This is a genomic window from Sphingomonas colocasiae, from assembly GCF_019880585.1.
Classification (GTDB): domain Bacteria; phylum Pseudomonadota; class Alphaproteobacteria; order Sphingomonadales; family Sphingomonadaceae; genus Sphingobium_A; species Sphingobium_A colocasiae.
Window position 1 is genome coordinate 417,616 of the sequence record NZ_JAINVV010000003.1, and the last position, 18,097, is coordinate 435,712.

Annotated in this window: 16 protein-coding genes; 7 read left to right on the forward strand and 9 right to left on the reverse strand. The window is 64.8% G+C overall.

All coding sequences use genetic code 11. The annotated features are described in order from the left end of the window. From K7G82_RS05585 to K7G82_RS05600, 4 genes are read right to left on the reverse strand one after another with little or no spacing between them, the layout of a single operon-like run. Entirely contained in the window at positions 1-1,191 is a 1,191-nt protein-coding gene (locus tag K7G82_RS05585) for an acyl-CoA dehydrogenase family protein (RefSeq protein WP_222988839.1), read from the reverse strand. After that, positions 1,188-1,598, reverse strand: coding sequence for a VOC family protein (locus tag K7G82_RS05590; protein WP_222988840.1), 411 nt, complete (start codon positions 1,596-1,598; stop codon positions 1,188-1,190). Before K7G82_RS05590 ends, K7G82_RS05585 begins: the two co-directional genes overlap by 4 nt. A 10-nt stretch (positions 1,599-1,608) precedes the next feature. After that, on the reverse strand, positions 1,609-2,580 hold the full coding sequence (locus K7G82_RS05595) for a VOC family protein (RefSeq protein ID WP_222988841.1): 972 nt from the start codon (positions 2,578-2,580) through the stop codon (positions 1,609-1,611). A 15-nt stretch (positions 2,581-2,595) separates the two neighbouring features. Beyond that, positions 2,596-3,747, reverse strand: coding sequence for a cytochrome P450 (locus K7G82_RS05600; protein ID WP_246623293.1), 1,152 nt, complete (start codon positions 3,745-3,747; stop codon positions 2,596-2,598). A gap of 209 nt (positions 3,748-3,956) precedes the next feature. Here K7G82_RS05600 and K7G82_RS05605 point away from each other — a divergent pair, with 209 nt between their 5' ends. Beyond that, the gene (locus K7G82_RS05605; RefSeq protein ID WP_222988842.1) at positions 3,957-4,742 is read left to right on the forward strand and encodes an enoyl-CoA hydratase-related protein; all 786 of its coding nucleotides are present in this window, start codon (positions 3,957-3,959) and stop codon (positions 4,740-4,742) included. Between the two features lie 8 nt (positions 4,743-4,750). On the opposite strand, the gene K7G82_RS05610 is transcribed toward K7G82_RS05605, so the two are convergent. Beyond that, positions 4,751-5,422 (reverse strand): TetR/AcrR family transcriptional regulator, encoded by a 672-nt coding sequence (locus tag K7G82_RS05610; protein ID WP_246623294.1) that lies wholly within the window; start codon positions 5,420-5,422, stop codon positions 4,751-4,753. Between the two features lie 154 nt (positions 5,423-5,576). Here K7G82_RS05610 and K7G82_RS05615 point away from each other — a divergent pair, with 154 nt between their 5' ends. Next, entirely contained in the window at positions 5,577-5,882 is a 306-nt protein-coding gene (locus tag K7G82_RS05615) for a DUF1330 domain-containing protein (RefSeq protein WP_222988844.1), read from the forward strand. A gap of 59 nt (positions 5,883-5,941) precedes the next feature. On the opposite strand, the gene K7G82_RS05620 is transcribed toward K7G82_RS05615, so the two are convergent. Then, positions 5,942-6,262, reverse strand: coding sequence for a 2Fe-2S iron-sulfur cluster-binding protein (locus K7G82_RS05620; protein WP_222988845.1), 321 nt, complete (start codon positions 6,260-6,262; stop codon positions 5,942-5,944). A 54-nt stretch (positions 6,263-6,316) separates the two neighbouring features. Next, positions 6,317-7,480 (reverse strand): acyl-CoA dehydrogenase family protein, encoded by a 1,164-nt coding sequence (locus K7G82_RS05625; protein ID WP_222988846.1) that lies wholly within the window; start codon positions 7,478-7,480, stop codon positions 6,317-6,319. 222 nt (positions 7,481-7,702) lie between these two features. Between K7G82_RS05625 and K7G82_RS05630 the strand changes: the two genes are divergently transcribed. Together K7G82_RS05630 and K7G82_RS05635 are read left to right on the forward strand one after the other, a co-directional pair. Continuing rightward, positions 7,703-9,337 carry a class I adenylate-forming enzyme family protein gene (locus tag K7G82_RS05630; protein ID WP_222988847.1) on the forward strand — a complete coding sequence of 545 codons (1,635 nt, stop codon included), beginning with the start codon at positions 7,703-7,705 and terminating at the stop codon, positions 9,335-9,337. Between the two features lie 28 nt (positions 9,338-9,365). Beyond that, positions 9,366-10,160: an enoyl-CoA hydratase/isomerase family protein gene (locus K7G82_RS05635; RefSeq protein ID WP_222988848.1), complete on the forward strand. Its 795-nt coding sequence runs from the start codon at positions 9,366-9,368 to the stop codon at positions 10,158-10,160. Positions 10,161-10,250: 90 nt separating this feature from the next. Here the strand turns inward: K7G82_RS05635 and K7G82_RS05640 are convergent, their stop codons facing one another. Together K7G82_RS05640 and K7G82_RS05645 are read right to left on the reverse strand one after the other, a co-directional pair. Beyond that, on the reverse strand, positions 10,251-11,327 hold the full coding sequence (locus K7G82_RS05640; RefSeq protein WP_222988849.1) for an aromatic ring-hydroxylating dioxygenase subunit alpha: 1,077 nt from the start codon (positions 11,325-11,327) through the stop codon (positions 10,251-10,253). Positions 11,328-11,371: 44 nt separating this feature from the next. Beyond that, a complete protein-coding gene (locus K7G82_RS05645; protein WP_222988850.1) occupies positions 11,372-13,114 on the reverse strand; it encodes an FAD-dependent oxidoreductase in 1,743 nt (580 codons plus the stop codon). A 171-nt stretch (positions 13,115-13,285) separates the two neighbouring features. On the opposite strand from K7G82_RS05645, the gene K7G82_RS05650 reads away from it, so the two are divergent. From K7G82_RS05650 to K7G82_RS05660, 3 genes are read left to right on the forward strand one after another with little or no spacing between them, the layout of a single operon-like run. Next, entirely contained in the window at positions 13,286-14,113 is an 828-nt protein-coding gene (locus K7G82_RS05650) for an enoyl-CoA hydratase/isomerase family protein (RefSeq protein ID WP_246623295.1), read from the forward strand. Continuing rightward, positions 14,110-14,562 carry a Zn-ribbon domain-containing OB-fold protein gene (locus K7G82_RS05655; protein ID WP_222988852.1) on the forward strand — a complete coding sequence of 151 codons (453 nt, stop codon included), beginning with the start codon at positions 14,110-14,112 and terminating at the stop codon, positions 14,560-14,562. The genes K7G82_RS05650 and K7G82_RS05655 overlap by 4 nt, the downstream gene beginning before the upstream one ends. Positions 14,563-14,602: 40 nt before the next feature. Next, the gene (locus tag K7G82_RS05660; RefSeq protein WP_222988853.1) at positions 14,603-18,073 is read left to right on the forward strand and encodes an indolepyruvate ferredoxin oxidoreductase family protein; all 3,471 of its coding nucleotides are present in this window, start codon (positions 14,603-14,605) and stop codon (positions 18,071-18,073) included. Positions 18,074-18,097: the final 24 nt, after the last annotated feature.

The window sequence follows — 18,097 nt, forward strand, 5'->3', positions numbered from 1 at the left end:
TTACGCTCCGACCAGCAGACCGAGCCCGCGCCGGGCGACGATGTTCTTCTGGATTTCCGACGAGCCGCCGCCGATGGTGTCGACAACGGTCGCGCGGTCCGACATCTCCCAGCGTCCGTCAAAGGGGGCATGGGGCGCTCCCGATCGCAACAGGCCCAGCGGCCCCAGGCAATCGAGCGCATAATTGGCGATGCTCCGGCCGAGCCGGGTGCTGTAGAGCTTGTACATCGCCGCCTCGACGGTCGGCACATCGCCCTTGATCGCGCGCGCGATCACGCGCCGTTGCAGCATGGTCGCGGTCTCGGTCTCGCAGGCCAGTTCGGCGACGCGCGCGCGGATGACGGGATCCGCCGCCAGCGGCGCCCCGCCCCGGCGCGCCAGCTTCAGCAGCTCGACGAGCGACTGGAATTTGAGCAGCAACGGCCCGACCGTGTAGAGCGCGAAGCGTTCGTAATCGAGCGCCTCGCACACATAGCGCCAGCCCGCATTCTCCTCCCCCACCAGATAATCGCCGGGCACGTCGACATTGTCGAAGAACACCTGATTGGTGCGATGATCGCCCATCGTCTTCACCTCCGTGACGGTGAGCCCGGGATGATCCATCGGCACCAGGAACACGCTGATGCCCTTGTGCTTGGGCGCCTCGGCATCGGTTCGCGCCGCCACCCAGTACCAGTCGGCGAAATGCGCGGAGGTCGTCCACATCTTCTGGCCGTTGAGCACCCAGTTTTCGCCCTTGCGCTCCGCGCGCAGCCTGAGCGAGGCGAGATCGGACCCGGCGCCGGGTTCCGAATAGCCGAGCGCGAATTCGATATCGGCGGCCAGGATCTGCGGCAGGAACTCCCGCTTCAGCCGGTCCGATCCATGCGCGATGATCGTCTTGCCGATACAGCCCACGCCCTTGCCGATGATCGGCGCGCCCTGGCTCGAAAGCTCCTCGTTGAGCAGATAATCGTAGATGCCCGGCCGTTCGCGGCCGCCATAGTCGCGCGCCCAGGACATGCCGATATAGCCGGCCTGCGCCAGCCGCTTCATGAAGGCGCGCCGTTCGGGACCGTCGACCAGCCAGGAATCGGTCTCGCGGTGCGGCGCGAAGATGACGGCGGCGTCCGAACGTTGCCGCTCTTGCGCGAGATGGTCCTGGAAATCCTTCAGGAACCCCATCTCCTCGTCGGAAAAGGCGAAGTTCATGCCGCGCTTTCCTCCATCAGTTCGATCGTATTGCCGTCGCCATCCTCGACCAGCGCGACGCGTACGCCCGGCCGCAAGGCCCTGACCGGCACCGGAACGGCGAAGCCCGCCGTCGCGATGCGATCGACCATCTCCGAGAGATTGGCGATGCGAAGCGCCAGATAACGGATGCCGACCACGGCCTGGAAACCGCCCTGCCCTGCCGGATCCGCTGCCGGCTCGACCGGCACGAGGACGCGGATGATGCTGTCCCCGGCCTGGAACCTCGTGATCGTGCCGACATTCGGAATTTCGATGCTGCCCGCCACCGGAAAGCCCATCAGGTCGCGATAGAAGCGGGTCGGTCTATCGATGCCGTTCGACACCAGCCCGATCTCCACATGCTGCTGCGCGAGTTTCGCCGCCATGATCCGTCCCCTATCCTCTCGGCGCCGACGCGAGATTCTTCTCGATCGTTTCCGGATCGAGGCCGCGATGCCCCCAGATATCGCCCTCGACGAACTCGTTCGCGCTCCAGCCCGCGTCGATCATCCGTCCGCCGAACCCGATCTCGACCTCGAAGCCGAAGGGAGAACGCATGTAGAAGGAGAGCATATTGTCGTTGACGTGGCGGCCGAGCGTGGACGTCACCTGGATGCCGGCATCGTTCACACGCTCCAGGCACTGGAGCACCATGTCGACCTCGGTCACCTCCAGCATCATGTGGTGGATGCCGACGACATTGCCGACCTTGAGCAACCCGATCGAGTGATGCCGGGCGTTGCAGCCATAGAAATTGGCGGAATTGCCGCCGCCGAAACGGATATAGTCGACCAGGTCGAAACCCAGGATCCGGGTGTAGAAATCCTGCGCCGCCTCCAGCTTGCCCGACGTGATCAGGTTGATGTGCCCGAGCCCGAGCGGCCCGGCCAGGAAGTCCATGCCCAGCGGCGACTTGAACTTGCGGTCGATCGTGGGGCCGAAGAACAGTTCGATCGCATTGCCGCACGGATCCTGGACATAAGCGATCCCGGTCACCGCCCGCCGGCGCGCCTGTTCCGCCGATCCCAGTTCGGCCGGGAAACCGGCTTCGCCGAGGATGCGGACATGCGCCTCCAGATCGGCCTGATCCTCGACCTCCAGCCCGATATATTTGATGCCGCGATTGGTCGCGTCCGGATGCACGGCGATCCGCCATTGCCACTCGTCCATCTTCAGATAGACGCTGCCGTCCTCCGCCACGCCGCTGCCGGCGCTTTTAGGGCCGGATCCCGGCATCGCGGGTATGCCCCAATCCTCACCCGCACAGGCACGCGCCGGCATCAGGCCGAGGATATTGGTGGCATAGTCCAGCCAGACCGCGGGATCGGGCGCGCCGAACCCGACATAGCCAAGGCTTCGTATCGACATAGATTGCTCCTGATTTTAGGCACCGAGTTCCACCGGCACATGATCGAAGCCGGACAGGAACTCGCCATAGGCGCGCGTGCAGTTCGCGCTGTCGACGCGGTAGCGCCCGGATATCCTGAAGAATTCGTCCAGCGCGATCGTGCCCGCCATGGTGGCGAGATGCATGCCCAGGCATTTATGCCCGCCGATCCCGTAGGTCAGGTCGCGCGGGCAGGATCGGAAGATGTCGAATTCGCCGGCCCGCTCGAACTCGGCCTCGTCGCGATTGCCCGACGCATAGACCATCAGGATATTCTGGCCCGCCCTGATGGTTTCGCCACCGACCGGGATATCGCGGATCGCGCGCCGGCATAATATGTTGGTGGGCTGGTCGTACCGCGCGGCTTCGAAAAAGGCGCGCGGCGTCAGCGATCGATCACCCAGAACCGCTTGCTGCTGATCGGGGTGCTGCGCCAGATAATAGACCGCGCCCGCGCAGACATTGGGCGTGGTGCCCGATCCCACGGTCAGGAATATGACCAGCAGGCTGACGATATCCTGGTTCTCCAGCCGGCGGCCATCGACCTCCGCCTCCAGATATTTCCGGATATGCCCGCCCGCCCGTTCGGGATTGCGCCGCAGCCCTTCGACATAGGCGTGGAGCTGGCCGAAAAGCGCCATCGCGGCGGCATGGTTGCGCGGCGAGGATGTCCCCACCTGCCCGGTCTCGCGATGCATGGTCTCGTCGATCAACCGGCGCCATTCGATGGATTCGTCGCGACCGAGGCCGAGATTATGGCCGGCGTTGATCGCGAACAGCCGGTTCACATAATCGGTATAGAAATCGAACCGGCCGCGTTCGACCAACGGCGCCAGCAACTCGCGCGCCAGCGCTTCGATGCGCGGACGATCGCTCTCGACATTGGATTTCGTGTAGTCGGCATGGACGATCCGCCGCCATTTGCGGTGTTCGCTCAGGTCCATGCTCGGAAAGGCATGGGGAACGGGTTCGTTCAGCAGCACATTGGTGAGCGGCTGACCGGCGGTGAAGGTCATGTCCGCTTCATGCTCGACGCTGACTTTCCAGATGTCGTCGAAATGGACGAGCGCCCACGCATTGTATTTCTCGATGAAATACGGCCCGCTCTTCTTGCGGAGTTCGAGATATTGGGCATGCGGGTCGCGCATCGCCGCATCCGAAAAAGGATCATAGTCCAGCAACGCGCGCCACTCCCGGATATTCTGTGTCTTCTCAGCTTTCCTCCAGCTTATTGAGAGAGGGTGTTCAGAAGAAACTCGCGTTACAGCACCCTGAAAGACGCCGGCCCGCCGAAAGCGAGTTCAACCTAAGATGCCCGCCGCCCTAGTTTCGGCACCGAACGGGAGAGGAGCCGGCAATGCGGGACGATGAAGCGGATATGGCGGGATCGGACGATCTCCTGGCAGATATCCGCGACCATGTGATGACGATCAGGTTCAACCGGCCGACCAAGCGCAACGCCATCACCTATGCGATGTACGAACGGATCATCGACCTGATCGGTCGCGCCGAGCGCGACGACACCGTGCGCTGCCTGTTGTTCGCCGGATCGGGACCGATCTTCACCGCAGGCCATGACGTCAGCGGTTTCGCGCAGGGCCTTGCCCTCGCCTATGACGAGAAGCCTTCCTATATCTTCATGAAGAGACTGGCCGATTTCTCCAAACCGGTTGCCGCCGCGCTCAATGGCGATGCCGTCGGCATCGGCGCGACGATGCTATTCCACTGCGATTTCGTCTATGCCGTGCCCGATTGCCGGCTGGTCTTTCCCTTCGCCGACATGGGCCTGATCCCCGAATTCGCGTCCAGCGCCTATCTGCCCCAGCTTGTCGGCCAGCGCCGGGCGATGGCGCTGCTGCTCAAGGACCGTGGCTGTTCCGCGGAGGAGGGGATCGCCCTGGGCATCGTCAACGAGACCGTCGCCGCCGAAAACCTCGCCGCCCATGTCGCCAACCGGCTGGCGGGCATCACCGCGCTTTCACCCGATGCCGTGGCCGAGACCAAGCGTCTGTTGAAGGCCGGCACGCGCGAGGCCATCGGGATCGCAATCGCCGAAGAAGCACGGAGCTTTCACGACCTGCTGCACTCGCCCTTTGTCCGCGACCGGCTTGCCGCCATCCGGCAGAGGATTTCCGCCGGCTGACCATGGTTTCACTTTGTCAGGTAATTGACCGCCATCCGCGTGATCTCGTCGAGGAACTGGTCCTCTGTGAGATTTGTCGGGTTGTCCGTAATGAAATATTGCATGTTGTGGATCGTCGCCCGCTCGATCAGCAGCAGCGCGGTGCGCAGATCGGTGACCCTGATCTCGGCATGATGCTGTTCGAGAAATGCCAGGTTGGTGGAATGGGTATAGGTCTCCACCGCCAGGCTCTTGGTATATTGCCGCAGTTCGGGAACATCGTCCAATATGCGGAACAGGATGAAGTGATTTTCCCGATAGATCTCCAGCAGCAGCCCCATGATCCTGCGCAGCGCCGGTTCGAGCGGTTCGTCCATCAGGTTGCGCAGATTTTCCCGGACGCGCGCCGCTGCCCGTGACACCGTCTCTTCGACCAGCGCCCGGACGATCGCCTGCTTGTTGGGAAAATATTGATAGAGCGATCCGACGCTGACGCCCGCGACCTCCGCGATCCGGTTGGTCGTGGCGTTCTTGAAGCCTTCGCGGACGATGATCTGTTCGGCGGCCTGGAGCAGCGCTTCGGCGGTGATCACCGCGCGCTGCTGCTTCGGGCTCTTGCGGCGATCGATATCCGATACCTCCGCCGTGCGCGCATCGCCCTTCGGCGCAGCGCCCGGGGGGGTGGGGATACGAGATGTCATGGGCGACCCGCTTTTCTGAATTCTCTCCGCGAGACGCGCCATATCGCCAAACCTCTTCCCCTGTCGACAGCCGCGCGCCGGACGGCGACGGCGATATACGAGTTCATCCTGAACCCCCGCTTCGATAGGCTGGCCGGGAAAGCGAAGGTGTCTGATGCCGGCCTATATTTTCGGAAAACTGACTGTCGATCACTGGGACTGGTACCGGGAATACCGGTCGGTAACCGAGCCCCTCGTCGCGCGTCATGGCGGCCGCTACCTCGTCAAGGGCGGCGACAGCGAAAGGCTGGAGGGGAAGGAGCCACTGGGCCATGCACTGGTGCTGATCGAGTTCCCGGATCGCCAGGCGGCCGAGAACTGGTATCGCGACCCCGATTATGCCCGGATGATCGCGCTGCGCCAGGGCAGCGGCGTGGCGACCGAGCTGGCGCTGATCGAAGGCTGCGCCCCGCCGGGCTGATCGCCGCCGCGCCTGCTCCGTCACCGGCGCCGTCGTCCGCCCCATCACCCGCATGCCATTCAGCCCTGCCGGATCGGCAGCCGGACGACCAGATCGTCCAGCGCCTCGCTCATGATGATCTGGCAGGAAAGCCGCGAATTCTCTTCCGGTTCCGAGACGAATTCGAGCATCGCCTGCTCCATGTCGTCGGCCGCGCCCGCCCGCGTCGTCCAGGCCGCATCGACATAGACATGGCATGTCGCGCACGCGCAGGCGCCGCCGCAATCGGCATCGATGCCCGGCACCATATTGTTGACCGCCGCCTTCATCACCGAAATGCCGGCTTCGGCCTCGACGACATGTTCGGCGCCATCATGGCCGATAAAAGTGATCTTCGGCATCTCTCCGCCCGTCTCCGTTCACGTTGCGCCACTGCACGCGCCTTTCGGCGCGCGTCATTTGGCCAGCTTCAGCATGTTGCAGATATTGTTCTTCTGGATCGCGGACGAACCGCCCAGGATCGGCATGACGAGAATGTCGCGGACATGCCGTTCCATGTCGAATTCCCGGATATAGCCATAGGCCCCCAGGATCTGCTGGCAGGTCAGCACGATCTCCTGCGCGGCCTGGCAGACGAACAGCTTCGCCATCGACGTTTCCACCGGCGCCTTGCCTGAAGCGTCGAGCACATCGGCGGTATGATAGGTGAGGACGCGACAGGCATGGAGCTTGGTCCTCACCTCCGCCAGCATGTGGCGGACCGACTGGAAGGCGGAGACCGGCTTGCCGAACTGCTGGCGCTCCTGCGCATAGGTCCAGGCTTCGTCGACGGCGGCCGCCGCGATACCCAGCGCCATCGCCGCGACCTCCATCTTCTCGATATCGAGACCCGGCCCGACCAGCATCGACCAGGCATTGTTCCACCCGGCCTCTTCCCCCACGACATTTTCGATCGGCACCGAAACATCGGCGAAGCTGACATCGTAGGTGCCGGTGCCCTTGAGGCCGAGCGCATCCTGCGCCTCGAACGTGATGCCCGGGGCCTGAGACGGCACCAGGACGAGCGAGAGGTTGCGGTGGCGATCTTCCTTCGGCCCCGTCCGCACCAGCGTGTAGATATAGTCGGAAATCCGCGCGCCCGAGCAGAAGCGCTTCGCGCCGTTGATCACCAGCCGATCGCCGACGACCGTGCCCGTGCTGCGTACCGCCGCGACATCCGCCCCCACATCGGGCTCGCTGATGCCATAGGCGAAGATCAGCCCTTCGCCGACCACCCTTGGCAATATCTCCCGCTTCTGGCGCTCGCTGCCGACCTCCGCGATGTTGAGGCCGGCATAGCAGGCCGACTGGATGAACGGGCCGCCGACCGCCATGCTGCGGCCGCAGAGCATTTCGATGGCGATCATCGTCGCGCGGATATCGCGCCCCCCGCCGCCGAAGTCCTCCGCGACGGTCAGCCCCATCAGCCCCAGTGCCGCCAGCTTTTCATGGATCTCGCGCGGGAAATGGTTTTCCCGATCCCATTTCCGCACCAGTTCGAGCGGCATCTCCCTTTCGATGAAACGCGACAGCGTTTCCCGCAGCATCTGGATGTGCTCCGGCTCGGCGAAACTGTTCATGTGCTTTCCATGATCCCGTGTCGATCCCTTGCCCTTTGCGGGGCGAATGCGGGACTTGGGTAAGGTCCAAAGCCATTCAAATTGAACTCGCATCCGGATCCGGGGGGCATGGACGGTCGAGGAAAACGAGTTTTAGCTGAGCCTTTCGCGAGCCTAGTCCGAGGGCTGGACGCCGCCGCGGCGATGCCATGTCGCCAATGCCGCAACTCAAAAAAGCACCGCATGACAGCTCCCAATCCCCTTTTGTCCGAATGGATCGCACCGCCGGCGGCACCGCCCCCGCCCGGCCAGCGCCAGTCGCTGGGCGCCGCGCTCGCCGCCGCCGCATCGCGCTGGGGCGACAAGGAAGCCGTGGTCTATCGCCACCAGCCGGCGATCGCGGATATCGCCTGGACCTATGCGACGCTCGATCGCGACGCGGCGCGCCTGGCCGCCGCGCTGATCGCGCTGGGCTATGCGCCGGGCGAGAGGATCGCGATCTGGGGCCCCAATCACGCCGAATGGGTGCTGCTGGAATATGCGATCGCCAAGGCCGGGCTCGTGCTGGTCGCGCTCAACCCCTTGTACAAGCTGAACGAACTGAGCTTCGCGCTGCGGGATTCGGACGCCGCCGGCATCTTCCATGCCGACCTGATCGGCGGAACCGAAGCCGCCGGGATCGTCGAGGCGGCGCGGCGCGACGCGCCCGGCCTTCGTCATGTCCATCGCTTTTCCAGCATATGGAGCGCGTTGCTGCCGAACGCCCCCGAGACGCCGCCGTTCGTCGACACCAGCCCCGACGATCTCTTCATGATCCAATATACATCGGGCACGACGGGCGTGCCCAAGGCCGTGCGGCTTTCGCACGACGCGATCACCACCACCGCCCGCAACGCCTATCGCATCTGGGGTCTGGGCGAGGACAGCCGCGTCTGCCCCGGATTTCCGCTGTTCCATGTCGGCGGGTCGGGCAACTCGATCCCCGGCGCGATGCTCGTCGGCGCGACGACATTGCCGCTCCACATCTTCAAGCCGGCGGTCACGCTCGACATATTGGAACGCGAGCGCTGCACCGCATTCATCGGCGTGCCGACGATGCTGATCGCGATGCTCGACGATCCCTCGATCGCCGGCCGCTCGCTCGACGCGCTGAAGACGATCATCGTCGGCGGCGCCCCGGTAACGCGCGACCTGCTGACGCGCTGCCAAGATGTTTTCGGCGCCGATATCATCAACTGCTATGGCCAGACCGAGACCTGCGGCGTCACCACGACCACGGTTCCGGCCGACAGCGCCGACAAGAAGACCCGGACCAGCGGCACGCCGCTGATCGGCGTCAGCGTCGCCATCCGCGATGCACAGGGCCGTTCGGTGCCGATCGGCGAGGTCGGCGAGCTCCATTATAGCGGCCCCGGCGGCATGATGGGCTATGGCAGCCGGCCGGACGACACCGACGATCAGCATGGGGACGCCTGGATCGCATCGGGCGATCTCGCGCGGATGGATGGCGACGGCTTCGTCGCGATCGTCGGGCGCAGGAAGGAGATGATCATCCGGGGCGGAGAGAATCTCTCTCCGCTCGAGATCGAAACCTATATGAAGGACCATCACGCGATCCGCGATGTCGCGGTGATCGGCGTGCCCGACGCGCGATATGGCGAAGTCGCCTGCGCCATGGTGTGGCTGCGCGACGGGATCGAGGCGAACGGCGACGGGATCCGATCCTGGTGCGCCGAACGGATCTCGCGCTGGAAAGTCCCCGAACATGTCGTGTTCGTCGATGCGTTCCCGCTCACCCCTTCGGGCAAGATCCAGAAATTCATCCTGAGGCAAATGGCCTGCGAGCGGCTTGGCCTCGTCGATGAACGCATCCCCTGACGCATTTCACATCGAAGGACATACAGGCATGGACTATGATCGATACCAGGCGCTTCTCGTCGAGAAGGACGGGAATATCCTGACGATAACGGTGAACCGGCCGCAGGCGAAGAACGCGATCAACCATGACCTGCACGAGGAGTTCTCGCGCATCTTCGACGATGTCGATCGCGACGAAAGCGTCGATGTCGTGATCCTGGCGGGATCCGGCGGCGCCTTCTGCGCCGGCGGGGACCTGAAATGGCTGTTGTCGCTGCATGGCGACGCCGCCGCGACGAGCATCGGCATCCGCCGCGACCGCAAGATCCAGAATGCGATGCTCGATCTCGAAAAGCCGATCATCGCCAAGGTCGACGGCCCCGCCATCGGGCTGGGCTGTTCGCTCGCGCTCTATTGCGACTTCATCTACGCGTCCGAACAATCGGTGTTCGCCGATCCGCATGTCTCGGTGGGGCTGGTCGCGGGCGATGGCGGCGCGGTGATGTGGCCGCAACTGATCGGCTATGCCCGCGCGCGCCGCTATCTGCTGACCGGCGATCCGATCACCGCCACCGACGCCGCCGCCATCGGGCTGATCACCGAAGCGGTGCCGGCGGACAAGCTCGACGAAACCGTCGCGACGATGGCGAAAAGGCTGGCCAAGGGCGCGACCCATTCGATCAAATGGACCAAGGCGTCGATCAATGCCGGGCTGAAGGTGACCGCCAACGCGATCATCGACCGCGCCGCCGCCTTCGAGAATGTGACGCAGCTCCTGGACGATCACCGCATCGCGCTGGAGGCGTTCCAGAACCGGCAGAAGCCGCAGTTCACCGGCCGCTGACCGGCCGGCTGCGGCATCGGAGGCAACGACAAGGCCCCGGCCGGTCTCAAGACCGGCCGGGGCCTTTTGCTTCGGACAGGTACGCGACGATCAGCCTTCCAGCTCCAGCGACATCTCATAGGGCGGCAGCTTGTGGATCGGTACGTGCCGGCCATCGGTCGAACGATGGACATCGCCGGCGCGATCGCGCGGATTGTAGAATTGCCGGTACCAGTTGCGCCCGAGCTTGAAATTGCGCTCGGTCGGCACGCTCATGATCCGCAGCGCCGGCACCTTGCTCGTCCAGATCGCGAAATCCTGCCTGAAGGCGGCGAGCACCTCGTTCTGGATCGCCTTTGCCCGTCCGCGATCCTCGGCGGTCGGTACGGGGTTGGCGACCATCAGCAGGTTGTTGTGCCAGACCTGCACCACACCATCCTCGACGGGCGTATGGAAGATGAATTCGATCGACCGGATATCGCCGATCGCCTGCCTGGAAAGCAGCAGGCCCGGCCCGGTATACCAAGTATAGGTCATCAGATAGGCGTCATATTCGCGGCGGAACCCGCCTTGCCGCTGATAGTAGAGATGACCCTTGAACTCATTCTCGAAATATTCGCACGGCGAGCCATGCGTCGGCCCCAGATGATTGGAATCGGCCATGTTATCCAGGATTTCCTGCGGATGGATCTCCAGCCGCCCCAGATGGTCGTAATCGCCGTTCACCCAGTTGGGCAGGTCCCATTCGGCCAGCGCCGGCGGATCGAAATCGGGCTCGCCGCCTTCGGGATCGTGCCACATCATGATCGCGCCCATCACGTCACGGACGCGATAGGATGCGAGTTTCGCCGCCTTGGGGCATGGCCCGTCGAAACCAGGGATATCGTCGGCCTGACCTTCGTGATTGTAGCGCCAGCCATGATAGGGGCAGCGGATCGAATCCCCCTCTATCTGTTCGCCATGCACGACGATCGACGCGTCGGCCGATCCCGCGAGATGCGCGCCCATATGGCTGCAATGCGCGTCGAGCAGCACAAGCCGCCCGCTCTGCCCGCGAAACAGTGCGAAATCCTTGCCGAAGAAGCGCAGCGGCAGCGGCCTCTCTCCCAGTTCGGCGGCGTCGGCGATCATGAACCAGCCGCGCGGAAAATCGAAATCGCCCAGATTATAGTCTTTGGTCCTGGCCACTCTCTTGCCCCGTCATGTGTTGAATTCGTGGACGCCCGAAAGCGTCAATCCTCGTTGGCGCCCATGATCCTGCCCGCCGCGCGATAGGCGATGGTGAGCGCCGGCCCCAAGGTGCAGCCGGCGCCGGGATATTTATCGCCCATGATCGATGCGGAGCTGTTGCCGGCGGCGTAGAGCCCCGGGATCGGCTTGCCCGCTTCGTCCAGAACCTGGCCGTCATCGTTGATGGCGAGGCCGCCCTTGGTGCCGATATCGCCGGGATAGAGCGGCGCGCCGTAGAAGGGCGGCGTGTCGATCGGGCCCAGGCAGGGATTGGGAGTGACGCGTTCGTCGCCATACATGCGGTCGTGCGCGTCGGCGCCGCGACCGAACCTCTCATCGATGCCGCTTTCCGCGAAGCGCGCCATTTCCGCCGCCGTCGTCCGCAAGCCTTGCGCATCGATGCCGAGTTTCGTCGCTAGCTCATCGAGCGTCGACGCCCTGGTGAGCATGCCGTTGGGGCCGAAGGCGCCCGGATTCATCCAGTCCGGCGACATGCTCGATTGCAGCAGCCCGCCGAACATGTAGCGCGACCGATAGCGGCTGTCGAAGATGACATAGGCGGGCACGCGATCCCTGAGATCGTAATTCTCGCCGTACATGCACTTGCCGTAGGAATTATAGGTGATCGATTCATTCATGAACCGCCGGCCGGTGCGATCGACGATCATCAATCCCGGCTTCGATTTTTCGAAGAACAGGATGACGGTGCGATCGCCCCAGCGCACCGACGGCGCCCACCAGGCCTCGTTCATCAATCCGGTGGCGGCGCCGATCCGTCGCCCGGCCTCGATCATGTCGCCGGTATTGCCCGCGCTGCCCGCCGACCAGTCGGGCGAGGTCGGATTGGGGAGATGGCGATGGCGCATCTCGCGGCTGCGCTCGAAGCCGCCCGCCGCGACGATGACGGCCTTGCGCGCTTCATAGACCTGCCTTTTGCCGTCATCCGCGCGCACGACGACACCGCAGACGCGATCGCCGTCATAATCGAGGCCGGAGACCGGTACGCCCAGTTTGAAGACCACCTTTCGCTTGCGGATCGCCAGGAACAGCCGGCCGACCAGCGCCTCCCCCATGCACAGCCGGCGATCCCGCCTGCCGCGCAGCCGCGCACCGATATCGACGGCATAGCGCGCCAGCGCACCCGCCGCGATCCTCTGCCAGCCCGGCGCGACCGCCTGGATCCTGGAGGCTTCGGTGATCGACAGGTTGATCGTGCCGAACGCCTTGGACGCGGCGGGCATCTGGCCGAGGCGATCGAAATATTCGCCGAGTTCGCGCCCGTCGAGCGGCGCGCAATCCATGGTGCGCCCGCCTTCGCGCCAGCCCGGCACGCCGGGATAGTAATCGGGATATTTCGCGACCGGACGATAAGGCACGCCGATGCTTTCGAGATAGTCGATCATCCTGGGCGCGGAGCGGATATAGGTCCGGATGGTCTCGTCCGCGATCTGATCGGCGGGGATGACCGCGCGCAGGTAGGAGAAGGCATCCTCGTCGCTGTCGGCGATGCCGACCGATCCGATCCGGCTGTTGTTCGGTACCCAGATACCGCCCCCCGACATCGCCGAATTCCCGCCGAACCGCGCCTGTTTCTCCAGGACGAGCACACGCGCGCCGAGATCGGACGCGCGCGCCGCCGCCAGCAGCGCCCCCGCCCCCGAACCCACGACGATGACGTCGAAACTGTCCTCCGAAGCGGCGCCTTCGGGCGCCGGCTGGTCACGATGCGCGCTTGCTCTCTGCATCGGGCAATCAGACCTCAGCTCGCCCTCAAATAAAACTCGCTTATCCGCTCCTACGGTCAGGAAAACCGGCCGCCGGCGGCAACAAAAGCGAGTTTTTCGTGAGCGCGATCGGCGAACATAGATCGGCCCATGGTTCAGAGCGGACAGTGGTCCGTCCAGGGCCGAACGCGCATGATCCGGGGAGGCCAGACAATTCGCTTCGATACCTTGAACTATCGGGTCGATGACGGCGTCGCACTGATCGAGCTCAACCGCCCGGCGCGCCTCAACGCCGTCAACAGCGTCATGAGCCGCGAATTGCCGGAGGCATGGCGGCTGTTCGACCGCGATCCGGCGGCGATCGTCGCGATCGTCACCGGTGCGGGCGGCAAGGCCTTTTGCACCGGCGCCGACCTGGCCGACCTGCCGGAGATGATCACCGACGAAGCCGGCGCGCCGAGCATCGCCTCGATCCGCTGGACGCCGCACCAGAACCATGTGTGGAAGCCCGTTATCTGCGCGGTCAACGGCATGGTATTGGGCGGCGGCCTGCATTTCGTCGCCGAATGCGACATCATCCTCGCGAGCGACGAGGCGACCTTCGCGGATCCGCATGTCAGCGTCGGGCTCGTCGCCGCGCTGGAGCCGATCGCGCTGGCGCGGCGCATGCCGATGGGCGCGGTGCTGCGGCTGGCGCTGGCCGGCAATGGCGAAAAGATGAGCGCACAGGACGCCCACAGGCTGGGCATGGTCGACGAGATCTGCGCCGGCGAAGAATTGATCGAACGCGCGCGCCGGCTGGCCGATCGCATCAGGCGCAATTCGCCGAGCGCGATGGCCGCCACCAAGAAGGCGATCTGGAGTGCGAAGGAACGCGGCCTTCACGACGCCTCTACCGATGGATGGGACGCGATCGTCGCGCACAATCAGGGGCATGACTTCGCCGAAGGGATCAAGGCGTTCGGCGAGCGTCGTCCGCCGCGCTGGGCGGCCTATGCCGGAACGGACGAACCGTCATGATCGAGAACGCCCCCCTGCCCTTCACCGACGATCCGCTCGACCGGGATTTCTGGATCAATGCGCGGCAACGCCGTCTGGTCGTCCAAAGCTGCGCGGCCTGCGGCGAAATGCGGTTTCCGCCGCGCCCGATGTGCCCGCATTGCCAATCCGAGAATGTCGCCTGGCAGCCCGTCTCGGGAGAAGCGGCGGTCTGGTCGTTCGCGGTTCCCGCTCCGCCCTTGCTGCCGGCCTTCGAGGCACTGGCGCCCTATGTCACCATCATCGGCGCGCTGGCGGAGAATTCCGGGATCAGGATGGCCGGGCTGGCGGTGAACGCCGACGGCGACGCCACCGGCATCACCGCGGCGGACATCGCGATCGGCCAACCCATCCATATCGATTTCCTCGACGCCTCCGAAGACTGCACCCTGCCCTGCTGGCGGATCGGCCCCAGGGCTTCGGCGGCGTGATGTCCTCGCCCGACGCCCGCAAGACCATGGAGTGCCTGGCATGATGCAAGCCGATTATGCTCTGGACGATCGCTATCGGAAGACAAGCGGGCGCGTCTATCTTTCTGGGTCGCAGGCGCTGGTCCGCCTGCCGATGATGCAGCGCGTGCGCGATCTGGCCAATGGACTGAACAGCGCGGGCTTCATCTCCGGCTATACCGGTTCGCCGCTCGGCGGATACGATACCGCGCTCAAGGCCGCGCGCCAGGATCTGGACGCGCATCACATCGTCTTCCAGCCGGGGATCAACGAGGAACTCGGCGCGACCGCCGTCTGGGGATCACAACAGACCGACCTGTTCGGCGAGGCGCGTTATGACGGCGTGTTCGCGCTCTGGTACGGCAAGGGGCCCGGGCTCGACCGCGCAGGCGATGCGCTGAAGCATGGCAGCTATGCCGGTTCGTCGCGGCATGGCGGCGTGCTCGTGCTGGCCGGCGACGATCACGGCGCCAAATCCTCGACCATCGCGCATCAGAGCGATCAGGCATTCATCCATTACGGCATGCCCTATCTCAATCCGTCGAGCGTGCAGGACTATCTGGACTACGGGCTTTACGGCATCGCTTTGTCGCGGTTCTCCGGCTGCTGGATCGGCATGAAATGCGTGACCGACACGATCGAGAGCAGCGCATCGGTCGACATATCGCAGGATCGGGTGACGATCGCATTGCCCGGCGGCGGAGCGACCGGCGAAGGCGCATTGAACGCGCGCTGGGGCATCCATCCGGTGATGGTCGAGCGGCGCCATTATCAGGAACGCATGCCCGCCGTGCAGGCATTCGTCCGCGCCAACCGGCTCAACCGCCCGGTGATCCATGGCGAGAGCGGCCTGCTGGGCATCGTCACCACCGGCAAGGCGCATCTCGATCTGATGCAGGCGCTCGAACAGCTCGGGCTCGATCAGACCTCATGCCTGAAGCACGGCATCGGCGTGTTCAAGGTGGCGATGCCCTGGCCGCTCGAACCCGAGCTGATCGGGGATTTCGCGCGCGCCTATGCCAATGTCCTGGTCGTCGAGGAAAAACGCCCGGTGATCGAGCCGCAACTGGCCGGCATGTTCGTCAACGACCGCTCGGCGCCGATATTGCTCGGCAAGCGCGACGCCGAAGGCCGCCCGCTCATCCCGGCGGAGGGCGAGCTGAACGCACCCGATCTCGCGGCGATGCTGGCGACGTTGCTCGCGGGGCTCGGCGCCGACATCGCGGCGCGGACGGATGGACCGCGATCAACCCCGGCGGCCGCAAGCGGGTCGCTAGTCAGACTGCCGAGCTTCTGCGCCGGATGCCCGCACAACAGTTCGACCAGAGTGCCGCAGGGCAGCATCGCCTTCGGCGGGATCGGCTGCCACGGCATGGCGACCTTCCTGCCCGAGCGGAACACGCCCACCCTGTTCCAAATGGGCGGCGAAGGCGCGCCCTGGATCGGCCTTGCCCCCTTCACCCATCGCAAGCACATCTTCCAGAATCTGGGCGACGGCACCTATTATCATTCCGGCCTGCTGGCGATCCGCGCCGCCATCGCGGCGGGCAGCAACATCACCTACAAGATCCTGGTCAACGACGCGATCGCGATGACCGGCGGCCAGAGCATCGAGGGCAATGTCCGCGTCGACGCGCTGACGCGGCAGGTCCATTCGGAAGGCGCGCGGCGGATCGCCGTGGTCAGCGACGATATCGCCAAATATGACACCCGCTACGATTTCGCGCCCGGCGTCACCATCCATCATCGCGACGATCTGGACCTGCTGCAGAAAGAACTGCGCGAAACCGAGGGCGTCTCGATCCTCGTCTACGAGCAATATTGCGCGACCGAGCTGCGCCGTCGCCGCAAGCGCGGCCGCGCAGAGGATCCCGATCGCCGCATCTTCATCAATCCCCGGATCTGCGAGGGATGCGGCGATTGCGGCGTGCAATCCAACTGCATCGCGATCGAGCCGGTCGAAACTCCCTTCGGCCGCAAGCGGCGGATCAACCAGTCCGCCTGCAACAAGGATTTCTCCTGCACCAAGGGCTATTGCCCCAGCTTCGTGACGGTGCATGGCGGCACCCCGAAGACGCGCAGCGCCGGCCGTGGCGCGGACATGCCCGCACAGGCCATGGCATTGCTCGCCGACCTCCCCGAGCCTGTTTCCGCACCGGTCGATACGCCCTTCAGCCTGCTCATCACCGGGATCGGCGGCGCCGGCGTCGTCACCATCGGCGCCCTGCTGGGCATGGCCGCGCATCTCGAAGGCAAGGGATGTTCGGTGCTCGACGTCGCCGGGCTTGCGCAGCGCAACGGCCCGGTCACCAGCCATGTCCGCATCGCCGCGCATCCCGAGCAATTGCACGCCACGCGCATCACCGTCGCCGATCTCGTGCTGGGCTGCGACATCGTCGTGACCACCGGGCAGGACGTGATGTCGAAACTGGCGGCGGGCACCAGCCGCGCCGTGGTGAACACGCGCGTCGCGCCGACATCGGCCTTTGCCGGCAATCCCGATCTCGACCTGGGCGCGGACCGCATGATGGACCTGATCCGCGCGGCGATCGGGACGAACCAGGCCGAATTCGTCGATGCCGGACGGCTTGCCTATGCGCTGCTCGGCAACGAGATCGGCGCAAACCTGTTCCTGGTCGGCTATGCGCTTCAAAAGGGCTGGATGCCGCTCTCGCTCGGCGCGGTCCTCAAGGCGATCGAGCTGAACGGCGTGGGCGTGGCGATGAACAGGGCCGCGCTGGCCTGGGGCCGGATCGCGGCGGCGGATCTTGCCGCGGTCCAAAGCCTCGCATCCGACGGCGCGGAGGAAACGCAGGCAAGCGGGACCGAGACCGCCGATGGCCTGATCGATCGCTTCGCCGACGAACTGGTCGCCTATCAGGACAGCGCCTATGCCGCGCGGTACCGGGCGCTTGCCGAACGCGTCCGCGCCGTCGACCGGCGTTTTCCCGACAGGGACGACGCGCTCTCGAAGGCGGTCGCCCGCTATCTCTACAAGCTGATGGCCTTCAAGGACGAATATGAAGTCGCCCGGCTCTATAGCGACGGCAGCTTCATGCAGGCGATCAGGGCGGAATTCGACGGCGATCTGCGGCTGGAATTCCATATGGCGCCGCCGATCCTGCAACGGCGCGATCCGGCGACCGGGCGATACCGGAAACGCCGCTTCGGGCAGGGCACCATGTTTCTCTATACGGTGCTCGCGAAGCTGAAATTCCTGCGCGGCACGGCGTTCGACATCTTCGGATATGGCAGCCATCGCAAGGCGGAACGCGCGCTGATCGCCGATTACGAGACGATGATCGCATCGCTGGTCGAGCGGCTAGACAGCGGCAATTACGATCTCGCCGCCGAGATCGCATCCTATCCCGAGCAGATCCGCGGCTATGACACGGTGAAGGACGCGCATCTCGAAAAGGCGCGGACGCGGCTTGCCGGGCAGCTCGAACGCTTTTTCGCGCCCGCGCCTGCAACCGCCATTCCCGCCGAATAACCCGCCCATCCGATCGGAAACAGG

Coding starts and splice junctions, on each gene's coding strand:
- K7G82_RS05585 (WP_222988839.1), bottom strand. CDS start 1,191: ATGAACTTCGCCTTTTCCGACGAGGAGATGGGGTTCCTGAAGGATTTC.
- K7G82_RS05590 (WP_222988840.1), bottom strand. CDS start 1,598: ATGGCGGCGAAACTCGCGCAGCAGCATGTGGAGATCGGGCTGGTGTCG.
- K7G82_RS05595 (WP_222988841.1), bottom strand. CDS start 2,580: ATGTCGATACGAAGCCTTGGCTATGTCGGGTTCGGCGCGCCCGATCCC.
- K7G82_RS05600 (WP_246623293.1), bottom strand. CDS start 3,747: ATGCGCGACCCGCATGCCCAATATCTCGAACTCCGCAAGAAGAGCGGG.
- K7G82_RS05605 (WP_222988842.1), top strand. CDS start 3,957: ATGCGGGACGATGAAGCGGATATGGCGGGATCGGACGATCTCCTGGCA.
- K7G82_RS05610 (WP_246623294.1), bottom strand. CDS start 5,422: ATGACATCTCGTATCCCCACCCCCCCGGGCGCTGCGCCGAAGGGCGAT.
- K7G82_RS05615 (WP_222988844.1), top strand. CDS start 5,577: ATGCCGGCCTATATTTTCGGAAAACTGACTGTCGATCACTGGGACTGG.
- K7G82_RS05620 (WP_222988845.1), bottom strand. CDS start 6,262: ATGCCGAAGATCACTTTTATCGGCCATGATGGCGCCGAACATGTCGTC.
- K7G82_RS05625 (WP_222988846.1), bottom strand. CDS start 7,480: ATGAACAGTTTCGCCGAGCCGGAGCACATCCAGATGCTGCGGGAAACG.
- K7G82_RS05630 (WP_222988847.1), top strand. CDS start 7,703: ATGACAGCTCCCAATCCCCTTTTGTCCGAATGGATCGCACCGCCGGCG.
- K7G82_RS05635 (WP_222988848.1), top strand. CDS start 9,366: ATGGACTATGATCGATACCAGGCGCTTCTCGTCGAGAAGGACGGGAAT.
- K7G82_RS05645 (WP_222988850.1), bottom strand. CDS start 13,114: ATGCAGAGAGCAAGCGCGCATCGTGACCAGCCGGCGCCCGAAGGCGCC.
- K7G82_RS05650 (WP_246623295.1), top strand. CDS start 13,286: ATGATCCGGGGAGGCCAGACAATTCGCTTCGATACCTTGAACTATCGG.
- K7G82_RS05655 (WP_222988852.1), top strand. CDS start 14,110: ATGATCGAGAACGCCCCCCTGCCCTTCACCGACGATCCGCTCGACCGG.
- K7G82_RS05660 (WP_222988853.1), top strand. CDS start 14,603: ATGATGCAAGCCGATTATGCTCTGGACGATCGCTATCGGAAGACAAGC.